This window comes from Flavipsychrobacter stenotrophus, assembly GCF_002954265.1.
In the GTDB taxonomy this organism is placed as follows: Bacteria; Bacteroidota; Bacteroidia; order Chitinophagales; family Chitinophagaceae; genus Flavipsychrobacter; species Flavipsychrobacter stenotrophus.
Genome location: NZ_PPSL01000005.1, coordinates 323,014 through 342,746, shown reverse-complemented (window position 1 = coordinate 342,746; position 19,733 = coordinate 323,014). Strand labels below are relative to the sequence as shown.

Sequence of the window (19,733 nt, the reverse complement as noted above, 5' to 3'; positions counted from 1 at the left end):
TTTATTCGTTCACAAAGATAGGCTGTGGGTCGATGTTATGGATACCTGCCAGCCGCAAATATACTTTAGCTGATGTATAAACGTCTTGCAGGCAGTATCGGCCTATACGGGCCAGGTCTTTTTCGTTCCAGTAAGTTGTGCCCACCATGCTGCCGTCGAGGTCACTTTTTGGGGAGGGTATGCCCAAAACAGCTGCCAGTAAAGAGAGGGAAGTAAAGTTCTTATAATCACCAAAACGCCACATGTCCATGGTATCAATATGATTTACTTCCCATGGCTTTTTGCCCTGTACCTGCATGCAATTCGGTATACTCATTGCATTGATGATCATGCGCCTGCACAGAAAGGGAATGTCAAATTCCTTTATGTTATGACCGCAGAAACGGAAGTCTTTATGGGCTGCTGAAAACCGTGTTATGACGTTACAAAGGTCATTTAACAAAATCTTCTCATCATCATTTACCAACGCTTTAAGGCGCATTTTCCACATTCCGCCATCCTCATAAAGGCTGCCAATGCCTATGCACACCACCTTGGCAAATTCGGAGAAAACACCCGCTCTGTCGCTGAAGAGTGCCGCCGGATCTGGGTTTTCGTCGGAAACGTTTTTTAGGATCTTCGTTTTTCTGATCCATTCTTTCTGCAAACTTTCTGTTAAATGGATATAATTCTGCTCAATTGGCACAGTTTCTATATCGATGAACAAAATCCCTGTCAGTTGCTCCATTGCAAACTATGTATATATTTGTACCAAATTAATTAGATCCACTTTAAAACCAAAAGTAGAATTATGAGTCAATTTAATCAAGCCGGCGCACCGGAAGAAAGCAACAAAAATAAGCCCATTATTTATTGGGTAATTATAGCTGTTTTGCTTGTAGCATGCATTTTCCTGTTTGTAAGCAAGAATAAAATGTCTGAAGAAAACGACCTTAACAGCAAACGTATGCAGGGCCAGTTGGATTCAGTAAGAACAGACAGAGCTTCTTTACAATCAGATTTCGATGCTGCATCAGCTAAGATAGACCAATTAGTATCACAAAATGCTAAGCTGGACAGCAACATGCAGAAAGATAAGGAAGAAATGCTGGCTATGCAGCAGAAGATCAAATCTTTGCTGGGCAACAGTAAGGCTAATGCATCTGAGTTGAAGAAAGCTCGTGCTATGATCAACCAGTTGAACGACAAGACAGCTCAGTACGAAGCACGTATTGCCGAACTGGAAAAAGAGAATGGCGTTTTGACCAACAAGAATGTTGTGTTGACCAAGGAGCGTGATTCCACAGTAACACAGAATATTGCTATCAAGAAGATAGGTTCTGTACTACATGCATCCAACATTCGCATGGAGCCGATACACAAGAAGAAAAATGGCAAGGAGAAGGAAACTTCAAAGGCTAAGAAAGTAGATGTATTGCGCGTGAAATTTGACATTGACGAGAACAGGATAGCAGAAAGCGGCACTAAGCAACTGTTCCTGCGCATAGTTGGTCCTGATGGCACTATACTGAGCACTACTACCAATGGCTCTGGCAAAATGACTACCAGCAAAGGTGACCAGATCAGTTTCTCTATCATGAAAGAAATTTCATTGATCAAGGAACAGCCTGTTAAAGATGTAGTTGTTGATTGGAATCAGGAAGGCGACTTCGCCCGTGGCAACTACATGATAGAAATATACAGCGAAGGTTATAAAGTAGGAAGCGGCAACGTAACGCTTAAGTAATCTGTAGCTTAGTTTAATAAGCGGATACTGCATTGTAAAATTGACCGGGGTTTTTCCTTAACAATTTTATAATGCAGTATTCTTTTTTGTTCTGGGGGGGAGTGCTAATATTGCCCCTGTATCTAAGTGATAATTATGGACGTATTTCCAGGGAAGATATTGATAGTTGATGATGAACCGGATATTGTAGAGTTCATTAGTTACAATTTAAGAAATAAGGGGTATTTAATTAATACTGCCAATGATGGTGTAGAAGCTATCCGTAAGGCAAAAGAGTTTAAGCCGGATCTTATTCTTATGGACATAATGATGCCTAATAAGGATGGACTGGAAGCGGTAAAGGAATTGAGAATGTTGCCTGAATTTGAGGACACTGCCATCATTTTCCTTACAGCATTGAGCGATGAAAAATATGAAATAGAAGGGCTGAAAATAGGCGCAGATGATTTTATTGCCAAGCCTATAAAGCCCGAAGTATTAGCTACGCGCATAGCAGCCACATTGCGTAGATTCCGCAAAGATGAGAACCAGGAACAGAAAGTTACCTTCGGTGACCTGGAGATAAATAAGACCAAATTTTCTGTTTACTATAAGGGCGAAGAAATACTACTGGCTAAGAAGGAATTTGAATTGCTTTCTTTACTGGCATCTAAGCCGGGGCGTGTATTCCTTAGAAATGAAATACTACAGCGTGTGTGGGGTACTGATGTAATAGTTGGCGACCGCACGATAGATGTACACATTCGTAAAATAAGGCAGAAAGCAGGTATAGATCTGATAACAACTGTAAAGGGAGTTGGTTATAAGTTTGAATTAGAGTAGTTTAGTATCATGTCTGCACTGGATACTAAAAACATCACGCCCCGTTCCTTATCGTTTTTTACGGCACTGATCATATCCTTTATCAATGCACTGCTGAGCTTGCTGGTACACCCTAAGTGGTATACCCCGCTCACAGTGTTTTGCGTGACCTTTATTATCATCTACAGCCTTTATTACTATACTTTGCAGCGGTTTATATACCGCAAGATAAAGCTCATCTATAAGTTCATTTACCAGACTAAGGCTACCAAGAAGGAAGAGATATTTTACAAACATATTCTCCCGCAGAAGTCGATAGAAGAGGTGAGTGAAGATGTGGAGAAATGGGCAAAGCAAAGAAAAGAAGAGATAGAGGTATTGCAGAATAATGAAAAATTCAGGAAAGAGTTTTTGATGAATCTTGCGCATGAATTGCGTACACCTATTTTCTCGGTTCAGGGTTATGTAGACACTTTATTGGGTGGCGCTCTTGAAGATGAGAATGTGAATCGCAAGTTCCTCTCCAATGCCTCAAAGAGTATTGACAGATTGGTAAGGCTTGTCGATGATCTGGATGAAATATCGAAGCTGGAATCGGGTAAGATACCTATTATACAGGAGTCGTTCGTGATACAGGATCTTATAAGCGATGTGTACGAAGAATTCTCGCTGAAAGCTAAAGAACGTAATATAGAACTGCTGTTTAAAAAAGGCACAGAGCGCCCTATATGGGTGCATGCAGATATGCCCAAGATAAAGCAGGTACTGGTGAACCTTATTGAAAATGCCATAAAGTATGGTAATGATAATGGTACCATTACATCGGGCTGTTATGTGGTTGATGATAAGTCGATCTACGTAGAGATATCTGATAATGGGCCCGGCATTGCCGAAGAGCATCTTCCCCGCATTTTTGAGCGCTTTTACCGGGCTGACCGGAGTAGGGCAAGGGCTATAGGTGGTACAGGCCTGGGACTAGCAATAGTAAAGCATATTGTCGAAGCACATGGCCAGACCGTAAACGTACGCAGCAAGCCGGGGGTTGGTTCATCATTCGGCTTTACGCTGGACAAGAGCGATGCGCCGCAGCGGTTTATTTAGGAGATGTTGATTCGCAATTATTATCTACAATAGTTAACGTGGTGCTACTTACGCCAATATCCTCCTCACAGCACCGTCCAGTTCAGAGTAGTTGAATTTAAAGCCGGAGATCAGTGTTTTTTGTGCGCTTACCGTGGTGCTTTTTAGTATTTCAATACTAAACTCGCCCAGCATGGCCTTTATCACAAAAGATGGAACGGGTACCGGTATTTTTAGCCCTCCCTTTATTTTGGCTATGGTTTTCATCAGGTCTTTGTGGGTTTCCGGTTTTGGCGCCACGCCATTGTAAACGCCCGACATATGATCATGTTCCAGCCCGAATATGATCAATCTTGCCAGATCTTCTACTTCAATCCAGCTTACTACCTGATTACCGCCACCTAAGATAGGCACGACGCCGAAAGTCATGGGTTGTGCAAACTGCGGGAAGGCGCCCCCTTCTTTACCTAAAACAATTCCTATGCGAATGATCACTGTCCGCATTATTGAGGCAGCTTTCTGAGAAGCATCTTCCCATATTCGGCAGGTAGTTCCTAAAAAATCATCGGAGGGGCGACTGTCTTCGGTAAACGGGGTATGGCGACTATCGTCGGCTCCATAAATGCCAATGGCTGATGCAGCTACAAATACTTTGCATTGCTGTCCGTGGGTATTTAGGCTCTGCACCAGCAGGTCGGTACTTTTTACCCTGCTATCCAGTATTTCGCGTTTACGCTCTTCTGTCCATCTTTTGTCTGCAATGCCTGCGCCAGCAAGATGTACTACGCCATCCACCTTCTTTATGGCATCCATGTCGCAAATGCCCTTCCCGGCATCCCATTTTGCATAGCTTACTTGCGCGCTGCCTTGTTTTTTATTGGTATCGCGGGTGAAAATGATAACATTAAATCCTTTTTCCACCAGCAGCGTTGTAACATATTTGCCTACAAACCCTGTTCCGCCTACTATACCAAATGTTTTCATGTTATAATTTATACCGTGAAATTACCGAACTAATTCGCCCCGACCTATTGAAAATGCAATAAGTGCTATTCGGGTTGGCTATTATATCCATTTTAACTTTAGAAATGATGACCAAATAAAGTCCACCAATTTAATTGTTCTTTGTCGTTTCTACTACGTTGCAAAAGTCCTTAAATAGTTCACTATTCGCAGATTTTGCGCCTTGTATAAAAGAAAAATACCTAATGAACTTAGCAAACTTTATTTGGTCATCATTCCTAAATTTTCAGAATTCGTACAATAAAGCAAACGATATTTCGTTTTTTCTGTACACACGCTATAAAAAACGTATTATAAATGAATAAAACTTTACATCAGAAACTTACAGACAAGCACCAATACACATATCCTGCTCATATAGACATGTTAGGTGCAGAAGACCTTATTCCCGGCTTCAACCTGGAAAAGCAGATATTCAAAGATGCAGACAAAGATCTGCTGAGTCCTCGCCCGCAAGTGATTGCCCGCATACTGGAACTCAGCAGGAGTATCTAAACTAGCCGGCCCCTAAATTCCCTTACTTTATTGTTTTTAACGTGCCCAATATACGCATGTATTCAGGTCATTGAGGCAAGAGAAACTTGCTTAATCGGACATCCGATACCTTCGGCATCGTTTCGAAATAATTAGCTGATTTTGCTAGAGACATCTGATGCCTTCGGCATCATGACATGGCGTTAAAGACTTTGTCTTCAAGGCTATCGCATAACATCTATAATTTGTTGAACTCACGACAAATTAATGATAAAGGTTCGCGGACCGTTACCGTTTAGCTGTGTTGTTCAATTACGGGGATCAATTTTACTCCTGCCTGCTGTCGTTGATCTTCTTTTTGATGAGGTAGACCTTCAGTTGGTTGTCCAATTGTTTCATGTCGAGCGGATCAGCAGAAAAACCGCAGGCACTCTCATCATAATCGATTGTCACTTGCGTGGGGTCGTTGCTGAATGGACCCGCAACTCCCATATAATAAGTGGTGCTATCGCCATCGGTATATTCTGCCTTATACAAGTAGAACTTTTGTTTTTTGCCCTTGTATAATTCTGTTCTCATACCTATATAGCTAATGTTACCATAGTAGTCATCATCATCAACTTCACTAATGTAAGACTCCGCGAAATACTGCTGTGTAAGATATTTAGCGGGATAGTAGCCAGCCACATTTTTGTCGTTGAGCAGATTGTACAATCGCAGCCTGTAATATTTGTCTGAAGCAATACTATCAAGTGCCGCAGGATCGGGGCGTTGCTGGCTGTCTACCAGTACGTCTATAGCGGCATACCTCAGGTAATTTTCAAACGCATACTGGTATTGCTTAATTTCGTCCATGGCCTCTTTGGTGCCGAGACGAGAGAGCAGATCTATGACGTTGGTGCTTGTCCAGTGGCTTTTATTGTTCCTTAGTTCCTTACTTTTATTAATGATAGACGGTATATAACGATCCAGGTCTTTTTTAAGGAGGTAGTTGCTGTCTATTAACCTGCAAGCAAGGTTGCATACCATATAGCCCATTACACTATCAGCACATTGCTGCAACAATTCAGGAAACAGCGTTTTTGATAACTGAGGATGTTGGTTGAAACGAGCCGTCACAGCATATGCTCCTCCCTTTGTTGGTGGTGATTTAAGTAACAATTCTTTGACCTTTGCATATGCGGCGATACTGTCTTTCTGCATTGCCATCATATTTAAAACCTGGAACTGTTGTCCCCGGTCAATGATCATAGGGTGTTTATACAGTTGCTCCAGTTGTTGCATGGGTATATCTGATCCGAATTCTTTAAGAATATTGAATAACCTGAATGTGGTGACGGTAGCGAGTGGATTATTTGTATCGGCCGGGTACTCAGTTATTACAGCCTTTATGAGCGCCTGTGCGTCGGCTTTGGTGAAGGTAACTTCACCTAGTGCCGTTAGTGCACGGGTGCGCGTAAGGGAGTCCTTACTATGCAGGTCTGCAAGCAACAGGTCGGGAGAGGTTTGTAGTGCCTGTTTATCTTTTTTTAACACCCGGAATGTTGAGTAGAAAGAGTCGATACGCTTATTGTCTTTGAGCGATATCGGGTATGTGCAGTCCAATGTATATAAAGTGCGGCCATCAGCAATTACTTTTACCCGGTGTATCTTTTCTGAGTACTTCTTGTAAGTTATCAGCTCGCCATATGGCAACCCATTCGTGCTTGAATAAGAATAAACCGGTGTTGAGTCCGACTTTACCTTGCTCTGGTAGAGCAGTGTTTTGAGCATAGAGGTGTCATTGGACTTCCAGTAATAGGGACTTATTTGTTGAGCTGAAATAAGGTAAGTCATGAGCGTGATTTGGTCATAACTTTTGTATGTAGTTGCAGCTGGTTGTGTTGTGTCATCGTTATCATTTTCTATCGTTTTCCTAATCAACGGTGATGGCACAAAACAGCTGAATTGTTCATTGTCACTAACCTCTTTGTGTATAGCATCGGGGTAAGCTGGTTTTATCTTTATGCTTTGCAGGAAAGAATCTGCGGCGGCCAAACCTTGTTCATTGTCGGGCGATTGGGCCAGTATACTGTATTGCCTGTTGCCACAGAATAGCAACTTGCCTTTTATCTTCATGCCCGAAAAAGCACTGGTCACATAGTCGTAAACTTTGTACCCCCGGTATCTGTTGTTCTCGATCGTTGCGGTAATATTCTTACTATCCAGATAAGTTTTGATATTATATAAGAAAACGGTGTCGTTGTTATAGTTGTAGCCGATCTTAGGTTCGCTGCAAACAATAAAATAATAGTTACCTATAGTAGGGTCTACGATAGTATACATGGTCTGCTTATCGGTGGAGTCTTGTGAATAAGAAACGTCGCGGGTAGGCTTATTGTCTGGCAGCGACACGGTAAGGAAAATGTCGTCGAAAGCAGTAGACCTGTTGGCCGAACTCATCTTAGGAATAAGCCGGAAAGATCTGAAGAAGGAGTCTGTATTTTTTAGAGCTGCTTGCGAATAGGCCATCAACATATACATGTCTGTTTTATTAGCCAGCATCTGCACTCGGTACTTGATCTCAGATTTGCCTGTAAAAGAGTATTCCCGACCCTTCAACTCTCCCACTGTAATATCTTTGTGTCCTATTTTCTTGCCATCAGTGGTCATTTTGGCCGCTGCGGCATCCATCAGTTCGTCTTCTGATATTGATGTGGACTGGGGGATGTTGGTATGATTGGTTACATAGCACATAGAGGTGCCTAAGTCGTAGTAGAGTTTCATTACTACGGTTCCGCTACCGGTGTTTACTTCGTTGGGCTGTCCGGGCATTTTAATGGTGTAGCCATCCTGTGCACTGGTAATGTCTACCCAATTGCTGCCACCCGTTTTGAATGTGTAGTCGGCACCATTGATAAAGTGTTCTGAGATAACAGGGGTTACGGTATATCCTTTGGCGCGCAGCAAGGCGATAAGTCCTTGTTTGCCGGGCAGATGCAATGCACCTACAGCGCAGAAAAGAGTGTGCAGCCGCATAATACTATCCATACTCTTCAGCATATTCTTATTTCGGGCTGTAAACAACAGGTCTGCCTGCTTCTCGGGTATGATGTCTGATATCTTTTGCAGCTCTTCCAGGTCTTTACTAATATACACCTGTATCATTTTGTCCTGAACCGATGAGCCATTGCTTACGTAGGTAGCAATTTTTTTAGGATCCGCATCGCTGAAGTCCATTGTCTCCAGCAGGTTCAGCTGATCTTCTATGTGCTCCACGCCGGCTACTGCTTTGCCTTTGTCTTTAGCAATCGAGTAGAGGAATGCATCCATAAAAGTTGGCAGGTCGTCTTTCCTTGGCTTTTGTGTAAGCAGCTTGTCCTTCATCAGGTATGCCTGCTTTACTGTTAGTTCATCGGGGTCTATATCGCTATCAGCAGGCAGGCTTTCCCTTAGTGTCCTTAGTTCGGCGGGAGTAAGTATCTCCCTGAGCGTCTTTTCTTTTTTCTTTGTGTCTTTGGTATCCTCTTTTTTGTTCAGGAGCTTATTGGCATATGCTGATACCATGTTATTCATACTGTCGGGATTTACCTCCAATGCAAATACTTCGGTATTGTCAATGGCGGCGTAAAGAGAGTCCGGGAAGTTGAATAGTTTCTTTGCTTTGAGGTGAACTGTGCCGAAGAGGTAAGACGACTGCTGTAACCCATTGCCTGAGATACGCCACAGCAGTGTTTTCTCTTTTTGCTGAGCCAGTGATTGCAGATGTGTGCCCAACAAAAGGCCGCAGAAAACCAATAGGTTTATAAGTAATTTCATAGATATGCTTAATAATTGCGGGTCAAAAGTCGCATTTTATTGGCAGTTGGCATAATAGGTAGCAACAATGTTGATTCTCTTTGAGTCGAATAAAAGTTATCCTTCGATCCTTTCATCACGCTTATCAAGGTTCAGACGGTCAAGAATTAAAAATGCCCCGGTTTCATAAACCGGGGCATTCTATCATTTCAAAAGTTATTGTTCGTGTTCTGCCTGTCTCTTTAGTTGCTCGGCTTTCCATTCTTCCCTGTGCTTTCTGAGCGGGTGATCTTTAGATTTATTGAAGATCATGGTGCCATTTTCACGGCCCGCTCTCAGTGCTTTCTGCTCTTCGGGAGACATGTTCTTCTCTTCCATGCACGATTCGCTGCAACAGCCTTCATACTGAGCGGCGCATTCAGGGCATTGTATAAACAGCAGGTGGCAGCCATCGTTGGCGCAGTTGGTATGCGTATCGCATGGCTTACCACAAATGTGGCACTCGGCTATGATGTCTTCTGTTATGCGCTCGCCAAGACGCTCATCAAACACGAAGTTCTTACCGATGAATTTTACAGGCAACTGCTGTTCTTTGGCTTTGCGGGCATATTCAATAATGCCGCCCTCCACATGAAACACATTTTTGAATCCATTATGCAGCATGTAGGCACTGGCTTTTTCGCAGCGTATACCGCCGGTGCAATACATAATGATGTTCTGGTCCTTTTTGTCTTTGAGCATATCTACCGCCATAGGCAACTGGTCGCGGAAAGTATCTGAAGGTATCTCTATGGCCCGCTCAAAGTGGCCTACCTCATATTCATAGTGATTGCGCATATCTACAATGATGGTATCCGGCTTTTCTGCCAGTTCATTGTAATCTTTTGCTTTCAGGTATTTTCCTGTTTTCGACGGATCAAAAGCAGGGTCGTCAATACCATCGGCAACCACCTTCGGGCGCACCTTCATACGCAGTACCCAGAAAGACTTACCGTCATCATCAACAGCAATATTCATGCGCACGCCGTTCAGCTCAGGAGCTGCTGCATATAGAGCCTCCTTAAAAGCCTCATAATTGCCGGCCGGGACGCTTACCTGTCCGTTAATACCCTCATGGGCAATGTAGATACGGCCGAAAACCTTCAATTCGTTGAACTTAATGTAGTTCTCGTTGCGGAACGCAACAGGATCGGCAATGTTGAAATACTTGTAGAAAGAAACTGTTGTGCGGGGTTCTTTTTCGCTAAGCATTAACTGCTTCAGTTCCTCATTATTAACCCGGTTGTGTAACACTGGCATTGTGTACCTTCCTTTTAAAAGTGAGAAAAACGCAAATTTAAACATATTTCGGTCGATGCATTCAACCCTTATGTATGATTTTCGTCATCTTTTAGTGCACGCCATCAGAATGACTTAGCAAGCTGCATCGGTGCAATTTTCCACACATTGTTTATTCCCTGAAATCCATGATATTTGCAAGAGGCTTACTAAACTGGTAATCAACAGATAATACAATGATCAAGCATATTCTTCTAATTACTGTAAGTTTTTTGTTTTCCTATTTCGTTGTGGCGCAGGAAGTTCAGAAGCAAATGGTTGCCGGAACGTACAAAGGTAATTTGCCCTGCGAAGAATGTAAGATCATAGAAACGAGCCTGGATCTGAAATACGGGACCGATACCACCGGAGAATTTTCTCTGCGCGACAAGTATGTAAGCAAGGGGGGCACAGATGTTACCTCCCGCATCAGTGGTGAATGGATCATAGCTAAAGACATATTTGAAGGCCGTAAAGTACTGATGATCATCCTTAACTACGACAATGAAGAAAAGGCGATGCACTATGTCTTAAATGCCGATGGCAGCCTTCAACCCCTTGATAAAGACCGGCATAAAGTGACTGCCGACATAGACTGCACCCTTAAAAAGATGTTATAAGCTAGTTATTGATAACCAGTTATGCACGTGTTTGCTACACGGCTAAGGCGTTTTGGCATATATTTGCTGTAAACTTAAGATATCCCTCATGGATACTAATTATAAATACGTTTTACTGACCATACTTACATTGTCAATTTTTACGCTGACCATTGTTGAACTGACCGGTGTAAGTAAGAATGCCATGTTCAGGAAATTTCATAGTGGTGGTGAAGGTGTCTTTTATTCAAGAGATGGTGAAGTGTACCGCGGTGAAATTTATCCCGAACAAACACGCAGCCGCAGCCAGATAGTAGCAGAAATGCCAAAGACCACTATGCAATTCTATGAAACTAAGTTCAACTTTGGCTCTGTAAGTGTTGGCCGCATTGTTACCCACGTTTTCCGTTTTAAGAATACCGGACAAAATCCGTTGATGATCGCTAAGACCGACGTTACCTGCGGTTGTACTACGCCTAACTTCCCGCTGGAATCAATTGCCCCCGGCAGTGATGGGGAGATAACGATATTGTACAATAGCGAAGGCCATGCAGGCCACGAAGAAAAGAACATTGTAGTACACTCCAATGCATTGCCAGAGGCCGTATCTATTACAGTAGAGGCAGAAGTAAGATAATTTATGAATACAGTGAGCATATCGCCAATAGCTAAAGTAAAGAGCTACCTATCCCTGATAAAATTCAGTCATACTGTTTTCGCTTTGCCGTTTGCAATAATAGGGTTTGTGCTGGCCATTACTACGGTTACAGAACCGTATAATAAATTGGCCGGCTTCGGTAAAATGTTGCTGTGCATGGTTTTTGCACGTAGTGCCGCTATGGCCTTCAATCGCTATCTCGATCGTCGCTTTGATGCGCTTAATCCCCGTACTGCTGTCAGAGAGATACCCGCGGGTGTTATAAAGCCTAACCATGCGCTGGCCTTTACCATTCTCAATTGTGTATTGTTTGTAGCTACTACCTGGTTTATTAACGAGGCCTGTTTTTACTTGTCATTTGTAGCACTGTTCGTTATCCTGTTCTATAGCTATACCAAGCGTTTTACCGCACTATGTCACCTGGTATTAGGTGTTGGTCTTTCTCTTTCGCCAATAGGGGCTTACCTGTCAGTTACAGGCAAGTTCGATCTGTTGCCTATCCTTTTCTCATTTATGGTCTTTACCTGGGTATCGGGATTCGACATCATTTATGCCTTGCAGGATGAGTCTTTCGACCGAAGTCAGAAGTTGCACTCTATACCGGCTGCACTCGGTGTGCGCAATGCGTTGATCGTCTCTACATTGTTGCATGTTGTATCTGCGTGTTTTGTGTGGTATGCCGGGGTTTATGGCCACTTCAACTTTGTATACTGGATAGGTGCCGCTTTCTATATAGGTGCACTTACCTACCAGCACCTACTGGTAAAGCCCACAGACCTGAGTAAGATCAACATTGCTTTCGGCAATACCAACGGCATTGCCAGTGTTGTTTTTTCGGCTATTACTATACTTTCCATTTACATCGGTAAAATGCTATAAGCGTCTGGTTTACCATGAATGAAATAAAGATCTACAAATCTGCATGGAAGGGAGTTAAGTTTATCTTGATGTCTTCACTGTTTGTTATTCCGTCCATATTTTTCTTAGTAAAGGGTGAGGAAAGGGAAAGGTTAAAGTTTCTATTGTGTATTGGGTTCTTTGGTTTAGGATACCCACTAGGGCTTTCATTTATTCTCGACCGCAGGCCTCAGATCATACTCAACGAAACAGGCATTTTCGTTCGCAACCTCAGCGATAAAATTATCAATTGGGACATCATTCAAGATGCCTATCCGGCCCGGATAAATAAGCAGCACTTTGTTTGCCTGAAGGTTGATGAAGTGTATTCTCTCGCTCGCAGTAAAGGGCGGTTATACAGGTCTGTTGTAAAGTTCAATAAAGAACTGGGTTTTCAGGAACTGAATATCTGGATGGATAATGTAAACGTAAACAACCAAAAGCTGCTGGACCTCATACAACAGGCAATACATGCAGACTTACCACAGCGCAAGGCTCTGCTGGAATCAGGGGTTGTATAATTATCACCTAAATTTCTTTCCAACCATTGTTAGCCTTTCCGTGAACCAGATATACGGCAAGAAAATAGTAGAAACAAAATACCCACTAATCATTGTAGATCAGTGGGTATTTCATAAACTATTGATCAGGCAAATACAACGGCATGAATATTATCGCATTGCCAAATTGCCGAATTGTCAAATTGATTACATCTTGATCACATCATCCTCATCTTCTCCCATCAGGAAGGAAACTGCATTGTTCTTCTTCTCTATCACCTTATCCATCCAAAGCAGTAAAGCAGGCAGCAAGGTAAGGTTGGTTACCATTGCGAGCAATAATGTGATAGAAGTAAGATAGCCTAACGATTTGGTCCCGTCGAACTGAGACAATGCAAACACGCCAAAGCCGGCTACCAATATCAATGAAGTATAGATGATACTTAGTCCTGTATCGCGTATGGTACGGTGTACTGTGTCTGCAATACTGTCATCATGCTGCGCCAGTTCCTGCTTAAAGTTTACCAGGAAGCGAATAGTAACATCAATAGTAATACCTAATGCCACACTAAATACAAGTACAGTAGATGGTTTTATACGGATGCCCATCCAGCCCATCAGGCCTGCTGTTATTAATAACGGAACGATGTTGACGATAATTGATATCACGAGTATTCTCCACGAGCGGAATACTGCTACCATGCAACCAAAGATGAACAGGAACGCCAGTATCAAACTATCACGGAGACTGTTTACTATGAACTTACTTCCTTCAAGGAAGGTTACACTAGTTCCGGTAAAGGTTACTTTATACTTGGTTGAATCAAATATCTTATCTACTTCAGGCTTTATCTTACCCAGCATTATGGGCAGTCGGTGAGAGCCTATATCGGCCATATTCACACTGATACGAGCCTTGCTCTTGGTGCTGTCTACAAAAGAGTGCAACAGCTTAGAGAACATGCTATTATTATCTCCGCCCTTGGTACGCAGGTAGGGGAGTACAAATGCCGCCTGTATAGGATCTTCGGGTACTTCATAATAAATGGGGTCGCCACCAAAATAGGCTTGGTTGGCAAATTTAATGCCCTCAGTTATTGCTAATGGACGACCTATTTCCGGGTAGGTTTCCAGGTACTTGCAAAGCTTGTCCATCTTGCCTAATACTTCCAGCGATGCTACTCCGTTTTTCTTACGGGTATCTATCACTATCTGCAGCGGCATTATACCTTTAAAATTATTCTCCAGGAATTTCAGGTCAAGGTAAATTTTATCAGATTTTGGCAGATCATCTACAATGTGTGCATCATTCTTCAGACGCATTACGCCCCATACCGAAAATACGCAGACCACTATTGTAAACGCATATATCCACGTTCTGTGGCTGAACACCCATTTGGTTATCTTTTCCAGCAGTTTGTTTATCCATCCGCTTTCCAGGTAGCTGGTGTGGCGCACATTAGGCGGCGGCAGGAAGCTGAACAATGCCGGTATGAATACAAGCGAAATAAAGAACAGGCCAAGGATGTTGATTCCCGCTACCAGTCCGAATTCCTTTAGTAAAACGCTTTTAGTGAAGAAGAATACGCCGAACCCAATACCTGCCGTAAGATTGGTAAAGAAAGTTACTATGCCCATTCTGTCAACCATGCGCAATAGCGAGCGCATTTTGTTAGGGTTTTTGGCATATTCAAAGTGATACCTATTGAGCAGATATACGCAGTTGGGGATGCCGATCACCACTACCAGCGGCGGAATGAGTGCAGTAAGCAATGTTATTTTATAGCCCAGTAATTCTATAGTTCCTACAGACCATATAACCCCTATGGCCACTACCAGCATAGACGCTATTACTGCCGCCACCGAGCGGAAGAATAAGGCCAGGATAACAGCGGTAAGTACAAAGGAGAGTATGAGGAAAAGGCGCATTTCGTGCTGTACACGCATAGCCATTTCAGTGCGGATCAGTGGCAAACCTGAATAGTGCATTTCTATATTATGCTTCACGCCAAACTCGTTGCCCAGTCTTACAATTTCATTGATCACATCGGCACGGCCCTTAGAATTCAGTACATCCTTCTGTATCCACACCGTCATCAGGTAGGCATTAGAATCAGGGTTATAAAGAAGTCCTTTGTAAAATGGCAGGCTTAAAAACGTTTGTTTGATACTATCTACGTTACTGAAGGGTGGTGTGCCGGCTATAGGCATCGCTTTCAGCTTTTGGGTAACGGTGTCCTTTACCAGGGCTATTGCACCAGGCACACTCAACACATTTTCTACGGCATTTACCTTAGCTATTTTTTTAACCAGCAATGCATAGTCATTAAAGAATTCGGGAGCAAAGAAATCCTTTGTCTTCACCGCAATCGCCATCAGGTTACCATCCTCCCCAAACTCAGCTCTGAATTTCTGGTACTCTATATACTTAGGATTGTCGGTAGGTACCGCACTGGTAAACTCGTAACTCAACTTCACCTGCATAGCATAATAGCCCATTATGCCGGTGATAGATAGGAGGATTACTAATAATGCAATACGAAATTTTATAATAAAAGCGGCTATATTATGCCACATGCCGGAACAGTTAAGGTTAATAAAGGCGTAAAAGTACTAAAATTGTTCCATAGCCTTATCTTATTAGCGCTATGTAATATATGGGTGCTGTAATGCTCTTTTGCGCGCCGCAGTTAGCACACGTTCATAACAGGCATATAGCATACAGAGCGGCCGCCTCTTACCCCAGTGTAAAGGAACGCTATGCAGAACTATCAAGGTGCATCGTCATAACGACAACTTCGAGATGCTATTCAGGGACCCTTGTAGCCACACATCCATTATTTGGTGCTCCGCAAGCACACCCCCGAATATCGTCTAAACATGTCGAAGGGCGGCATTCGCACAGGGCGTTTTCGTATTGGTGTATAAATAATACCTCGTTATTTATCGTAAAAGTCGTGGGCATTTTCTTGTGGTTACTGTGGCCGGCAGGTGAGAGATCAGATAGCCATTATCACCCGCAGGCAGTTCAGACGACCACATTATGCAATTTATCTAAAATTAATTATAATGTTCATTCGTAAAATTATGAAGAGCCATTACTTATGTGAACCTAATTTTCGCCATCTTCCTGTGAATTAAATGTGGATAACTTTCTGTTGTTTCCAGACGTACTAAGAATCTATTTCCTTAATCGGTTGTTAAACTGCCCCCTTTTTTTACCTATTACTCGAAAATCTACTTATTATTGTACTTTAATATAATGAGTATGCCGTCAAAGAAATATCAATCATCAATCGAAAGCAATAGTGCGTTCATGATGAAAATGGAAGAGTTGGTTAAGGAGATCATTATCCAGAACAATGTACCATATTACCGGATAGAGTCGCGGATGGATCACCAGCATAGTAGCTCAGGCGAGAATATATATATTCCTGTCATCAGGGTCATTACTTACTTCGAAGACTCAGTTAGTAAAATATCTGAGATCGTAGGGTCGGAATTTGATGTGATGAATGAGCGCTCAAAAGACAAAAAGAAAATAAAGCTCGATAGCTTTTCATACAAACATATACAGCTGACAGCAGGTTTAAAGCCTGCCCGTCAGGAGCTGATAGAGTACCGCAGGTCTGGAACGAAAAAGTTTGAGATCCACGTATGCTCTATGCTGCAGGATGCATGGGCTGGTATAGAAAAGGAGCTTGGATATGATAATGCTACTTTCCCGGAGGAAATGAAGCGTGATTTCTACAGGGTTGGTGCCCTGCTTGAAATGGCCGATCTGGAATTTCTGAAGATACGCAGTCAGCTGAATGCTAAATACAATTGGGTAGAACAGGCAGCATATGAGCAGAACGAAGAGGTAGCGGCAATTGCACCTCAACCCGCTCCTGTCCGCCAATCTGCACCTGTTCCGCAGCCTGTAGTCAATGAAATTCCATTGCCGGCAGCGCAATACGCGCCTCAGGTAGTAGCGCAGCCACAGCCGGTTGCACAGCCCGCACCGCAGCCGGTTGCAGCAGCACCTGTAAATGAATACATACCACAGCAGCAAGCCGCACCGGTAAATGGCATGCAGGGGCCTTTTGATCTTACTTTGCCTACGCCTGCACCACAACCAATACCTGCGCCACCGCCTGTGCCTGTTGCACCCGTTGTTGCTCAGGTAATGCCCGTTGTAGAAAAATATGTAGCACCGGTAGTAATACCTACACAACCTATTCAGCAGTATGTTGCACCGGCAATAGAAGAGATATTGCCTGTAATTAATACGGCAACACAGCCGCACGAAATAGCTCAGCCTGTTTTGCCGCAGATTGTGGAAAATAAAATTGAGGAAGTAGTTAACCATGTCAGCCATGTGCCTGTAATAGAGCAGGTGCATCAAGTAGAAGATGAAATACCTGCTTTGTCTGCCGAAACAGTAAACGTTGCAGCCAATACAGTGAACGTTGCTACTAATAACACGTACATTAATGGTGTAGGAAACGGCACACAGGCTAATATAAACAGCGAAGAGGTGCCATTTTATGAGCGTGAACCAGAACCGATCAAGGCGGCTGTAATGGATGAAAACTCACAGATGACAGATGCTACGTTGAAGCAATATGTTGCCGCGAGTAAGTTGATAAAAGAAGTAGATAGTGAGATAGCCCGTCGTGCAGGTGCTACTTTGAATAATGAAGTAGATGTAGAAGGTGATGTAGAAAGATTGAAATACCTGAAAGTGTATTCTCTGAAACAACTCCACGAAAGGGTTGTAGACAATAAGAACGATATCATCTTGTTTGCTGAAAAGTGGATAGGTAAAGACAATGGCGGCTCATTTGATTCTGGTATTTGCCTTTTCTATCTTGAGTATCTGTTGGTAGGTAAGAAGAACGATCCGGCCTTTGCGGTAGAGTATGTGCTGAAGTTTATCTCTGATAACGACTACAGTGCCAGGTTCATTATTCCTACTTACAATTCTATCAGCAAGAACGAGAAGCCGATCGCGTCTCACCTTACCCTTAAATAGTTTTGTAACAATTCTATATTTTCCAAAGCCTTCCGATATACGGAAGGCTTTTTTCTTTGGCGCCGCACCGAGTAACCTTTCTGCTGAATAGTGCCCATCTGCCGCTGTTGTGTCTCCCGACCACCAGCCGTCGGGCGACTCTTTTTTACGATCTGTTTATTCTACGAATTCTAAAAATCGGATCATTTTAATGAGCACAAACCTCATCAACAAATACCTCTTTATAAACAATAATATTAACCCATGTGAATACCAAATAGGCCCCTAACCCCTTATTTCCCAACAAAGAATAACAGATTGAACAAATTTTTCAAAAAAGTTGCACTTTACAGAAAATTATTACTATCATTGTACAGTTTTTCTTTTGTACACAACTATTACAATATTTAAATTGCCATTTATGAAAAGATTGAAGCTACTCTTCACACTTGCAATACCTGTTCTTCTTGTACAGAATGTACAGGCACAGACATCATCCAGGCTGGCTGCCAAGGCGGGTTGGTATAACAATGGTGCTATTTTCTTGCTTAACGACAGTACGTCTTATGCATACACTAACCCTAGAGGTGGTGATTTGATGCACACGTTGAAATACAATACTGCTACTTCTTGGAAAGTATTGTTGGGAGATACTACTTATACAAGTGATTCTACTGTTTATCAGCAGTTTGATGCTAATAACAACATTATCAGCCAGACACGTACTTTCTGGAATGGTACTGCATGGGAGAACGCAACTAAAACTTTGCATTTTTACGATGGTAGCAACAATGTTGATACTTCTGTAGCTCAGGTATGGGGCGGTACTAACTGGGTAAATATTTCCAGGAATGTTTACAGCTATACATTGGGTAACCGCTTGTATTCTGATCAGCACCAGACATGGAACAGCACTACATTGTCTTTCGACGCTTCTTCTCAGAAGACTTACTTCTACAGTGTAGGTGGTAATCTCATTCAGGAGATCGGACAGACTTACAGCAATGTAACAATGACCTATTCTTACGCTTATAAGTTTGACTATACATACACTACCGGTAACATGCTTGCCAGCACTACTTATAGTGTTTGGAACGGTGCTACATGGGTGCCTTCTTACATGTATAACTACACTTACGATGCAAGTAACGACCGTACAACATCTTTGTACCAGACTTATAACACTACTACAGCTGCATGGGAAAATGTTACCCTTAACAACTACAGCAGTTTCGTAAGCATGATGCCTCAGATGGAGATCGATCAGGTTTGGGATACTACAGGTGGTGGTTTCTGGAAGAACAACCAGGAGCATACTTACTCTTACAACTCTTTCAACCAGCTGACTAATACAGTTGCTGAGTCTTGGAACGTTGCAGGTTTCTGGGAGCATGCTAACGGCGATCGTGCTGCTAACTACTACTACGAAACTTACACAGGTGGTACTTCTGCTGTAAACAATGTAACTGCTAACGGTGAAGTGAATATCTTCCCTAACCCGGCTCAGAATGTTGTTAACTTCAAGGTTAACTGGAACGATGCTCAGGCATTCACTGTTTCTATCTTTGATATGAACGGTAGTGTGGTTCGCCAGTGGTCAGTTCCTTCTACAGCTTCTTACACAGCTAGCATACCTACGCAGAATTTCGCTACAGGTAACTATGTTGTAAAGATCAGCGGTACTAACGGCCAGATCGTTAAGCAGATAGTAGTAGCTCACTAATCAATAGTTATATATCATTCAATAGAAAAGCCCCGATATTCGGGGCTTTTCTATTTTAGGCAATGCCACCAAGCTTATTCTTGTTGGTGTCGCATACTTTTCCCTTCTGGCGTTGTTGGTCTTATGACCAACAACCATCAGGTTGGTTCTGCTTGAGTCTTT

Annotated in this window: 15 protein-coding genes; 10 read left to right on the top strand and 5 right to left on the bottom strand. The window is 42.7% G+C overall.

Translation table 11 applies throughout. The features are described from left to right. Position 1: 1 nt before the first annotated feature. Entirely contained in the window at positions 2 to 727 is a 726-nt protein-coding gene (locus tag CJD36_RS18155) for a ribonuclease H-like domain-containing protein (RefSeq protein WP_105040619.1), read from the bottom strand. Positions 728 to 790: 63 nt separating this feature from the next. On the opposite strand from CJD36_RS18155, the gene CJD36_RS18150 reads away from it, so the two are divergent. The 3 genes from CJD36_RS18150 to CJD36_RS18140 all read left to right on the top strand — a co-directional run bounded on the left by CJD36_RS18150 (position 791) and on the right by CJD36_RS18140 (position 3,628). Then, positions 791 to 1,726 (top strand): hypothetical protein, encoded by a 936-nt coding sequence (locus tag CJD36_RS18150; protein ID WP_105040618.1) that lies wholly within the window; start codon positions 791 to 793, stop codon positions 1,724 to 1,726. A 135-nt stretch (positions 1,727 to 1,861) separates the two neighbouring features. Then, positions 1,862 to 2,548 carry a response regulator transcription factor gene (locus CJD36_RS18145; RefSeq protein WP_105040617.1) on the top strand — a complete coding sequence of 229 codons (687 nt, stop codon included), beginning with the start codon at positions 1,862 to 1,864 and terminating at the stop codon, positions 2,546 to 2,548. 9 nt (positions 2,549 to 2,557) lie between these two features. Beyond that, a complete protein-coding gene (locus CJD36_RS18140) occupies positions 2,558 to 3,628 on the top strand; it encodes a sensor histidine kinase (RefSeq protein WP_105040616.1) in 1,071 nt (356 codons plus the stop codon). Between the two features lie 48 nt (positions 3,629 to 3,676). Here the strand turns inward: CJD36_RS18140 and CJD36_RS18135 are convergent, their stop codons facing one another. Then, positions 3,677 to 4,591: a TIGR01777 family oxidoreductase gene (locus tag CJD36_RS18135; RefSeq protein WP_105040615.1), complete on the bottom strand. Its 915-nt coding sequence runs from the start codon at positions 4,589 to 4,591 to the stop codon at positions 3,677 to 3,679. Between the two features lie 336 nt (positions 4,592 to 4,927). Between CJD36_RS18135 and CJD36_RS18130 the strand changes: the two genes are divergently transcribed. Next, positions 4,928 to 5,125, top strand: coding sequence for a hypothetical protein (locus CJD36_RS18130; protein ID WP_105040614.1), 198 nt, complete (start codon positions 4,928 to 4,930; stop codon positions 5,123 to 5,125). A gap of 306 nt (positions 5,126 to 5,431) precedes the next feature. Here CJD36_RS18130 and CJD36_RS18125 read toward each other — a convergent pair whose 3' ends face one another. After that, positions 5,432 to 8,902 carry a TraB/GumN family protein gene (locus CJD36_RS18125; protein WP_105040613.1) on the bottom strand — a complete coding sequence of 1,157 codons (3,471 nt, stop codon included), beginning with the start codon at positions 8,900 to 8,902 and terminating at the stop codon, positions 5,432 to 5,434. A 195-nt stretch (positions 8,903 to 9,097) separates the two neighbouring features. Continuing rightward, the gene (gene trhO / locus CJD36_RS18120) at positions 9,098 to 10,180 is read right to left on the bottom strand and encodes an oxygen-dependent tRNA uridine(34) hydroxylase TrhO (protein WP_105040612.1); all 1,083 of its coding nucleotides are present in this window, start codon (positions 10,178 to 10,180) and stop codon (positions 9,098 to 9,100) included. A 215-nt stretch (positions 10,181 to 10,395) separates the two neighbouring features. On the opposite strand from trhO, the gene CJD36_RS18115 reads away from it, so the two are divergent. The 4 genes from CJD36_RS18115 to CJD36_RS18100 all read left to right on the top strand — a co-directional run bounded on the left by CJD36_RS18115 (position 10,396) and on the right by CJD36_RS18100 (position 12,873). Beyond that, positions 10,396 to 10,818, top strand: coding sequence for a copper resistance protein NlpE N-terminal domain-containing protein (locus CJD36_RS18115; RefSeq protein ID WP_105040611.1), 423 nt, complete (start codon positions 10,396 to 10,398; stop codon positions 10,816 to 10,818). A gap of 88 nt (positions 10,819 to 10,906) precedes the next feature. Continuing rightward, entirely contained in the window at positions 10,907 to 11,434 is a 528-nt protein-coding gene (locus CJD36_RS18110) for a DUF1573 domain-containing protein (protein WP_105040610.1), read from the top strand. Between the two features lie 3 nt (positions 11,435 to 11,437). After that, positions 11,438 to 12,334, top strand: coding sequence for a UbiA-like polyprenyltransferase (locus tag CJD36_RS18105; protein ID WP_105040609.1), 897 nt, complete (start codon positions 11,438 to 11,440; stop codon positions 12,332 to 12,334). A 14-nt stretch (positions 12,335 to 12,348) separates the two neighbouring features. Further along, positions 12,349 to 12,873 carry an STM3941 family protein gene (locus CJD36_RS18100; RefSeq protein WP_105040608.1) on the top strand — a complete coding sequence of 175 codons (525 nt, stop codon included), beginning with the start codon at positions 12,349 to 12,351 and terminating at the stop codon, positions 12,871 to 12,873. A gap of 186 nt (positions 12,874 to 13,059) precedes the next feature. On the opposite strand, the gene CJD36_RS18095 is transcribed toward CJD36_RS18100, so the two are convergent. Then, a complete protein-coding gene (locus CJD36_RS18095) occupies positions 13,060 to 15,429 on the bottom strand; it encodes an efflux RND transporter permease subunit (RefSeq protein ID WP_105040607.1) in 2,370 nt (789 codons plus the stop codon). A 691-nt stretch (positions 15,430 to 16,120) separates the two neighbouring features. Here CJD36_RS18095 and CJD36_RS18090 point away from each other — a divergent pair. Both CJD36_RS18090 and CJD36_RS18085 read left to right on the top strand, forming a co-directional pair. Beyond that, complete coding sequence (locus tag CJD36_RS18090; protein ID WP_161499369.1) at positions 16,121 to 17,869, top strand: nucleotidyltransferase family protein; 1,749 nt, start codon at positions 16,121 to 16,123, stop codon at positions 17,867 to 17,869. Between the two features lie 400 nt (positions 17,870 to 18,269). After that, positions 18,270 to 19,571, top strand: a complete 1,302-nt coding sequence (locus CJD36_RS18085) for a T9SS type A sorting domain-containing protein (protein WP_105040605.1) — start codon at positions 18,270 to 18,272, stop codon at positions 19,569 to 19,571. The last annotated feature ends 162 nt before the right edge of the window (positions 19,572 to 19,733 follow it).

Coding starts and splice junctions, on each gene's coding strand:
- CJD36_RS18155 (WP_105040619.1), bottom strand. CDS start 727: ATGGAGCAACTGACAGGGATTTTGTTCATCGATATAGAAACTGTGCCA.
- CJD36_RS18150 (WP_105040618.1), top strand. CDS start 791: ATGAGTCAATTTAATCAAGCCGGCGCACCGGAAGAAAGCAACAAAAAT.
- CJD36_RS18145 (WP_105040617.1), top strand. CDS start 1,862: ATGGACGTATTTCCAGGGAAGATATTGATAGTTGATGATGAACCGGAT.
- CJD36_RS18140 (WP_105040616.1), top strand. CDS start 2,558: ATGTCTGCACTGGATACTAAAAACATCACGCCCCGTTCCTTATCGTTT.
- CJD36_RS18135 (WP_105040615.1), bottom strand. CDS start 4,591: ATGAAAACATTTGGTATAGTAGGCGGAACAGGGTTTGTAGGCAAATAT.
- CJD36_RS18130 (WP_105040614.1), top strand. CDS start 4,928: ATGAATAAAACTTTACATCAGAAACTTACAGACAAGCACCAATACACA.
- CJD36_RS18125 (WP_105040613.1), bottom strand. CDS start 8,902: ATGAAATTACTTATAAACCTATTGGTTTTCTGCGGCCTTTTGTTGGGC.
- trhO (WP_105040612.1), bottom strand. CDS start 10,180: ATGCCAGTGTTACACAACCGGGTTAATAATGAGGAACTGAAGCAGTTA.
- CJD36_RS18115 (WP_105040611.1), top strand. CDS start 10,396: ATGATCAAGCATATTCTTCTAATTACTGTAAGTTTTTTGTTTTCCTAT.
- CJD36_RS18110 (WP_105040610.1), top strand. CDS start 10,907: ATGGATACTAATTATAAATACGTTTTACTGACCATACTTACATTGTCA.
- CJD36_RS18105 (WP_105040609.1), top strand. CDS start 11,438: ATGAATACAGTGAGCATATCGCCAATAGCTAAAGTAAAGAGCTACCTA.
- CJD36_RS18100 (WP_105040608.1), top strand. CDS start 12,349: ATGAATGAAATAAAGATCTACAAATCTGCATGGAAGGGAGTTAAGTTT.
- CJD36_RS18095 (WP_105040607.1), bottom strand. CDS start 15,429: ATGTGGCATAATATAGCCGCTTTTATTATAAAATTTCGTATTGCATTA.
- CJD36_RS18090 (WP_161499369.1), top strand. CDS start 16,121: ATGCCGTCAAAGAAATATCAATCATCAATCGAAAGCAATAGTGCGTTC.
- CJD36_RS18085 (WP_105040605.1), top strand. CDS start 18,270: ATGAAAAGATTGAAGCTACTCTTCACACTTGCAATACCTGTTCTTCTT.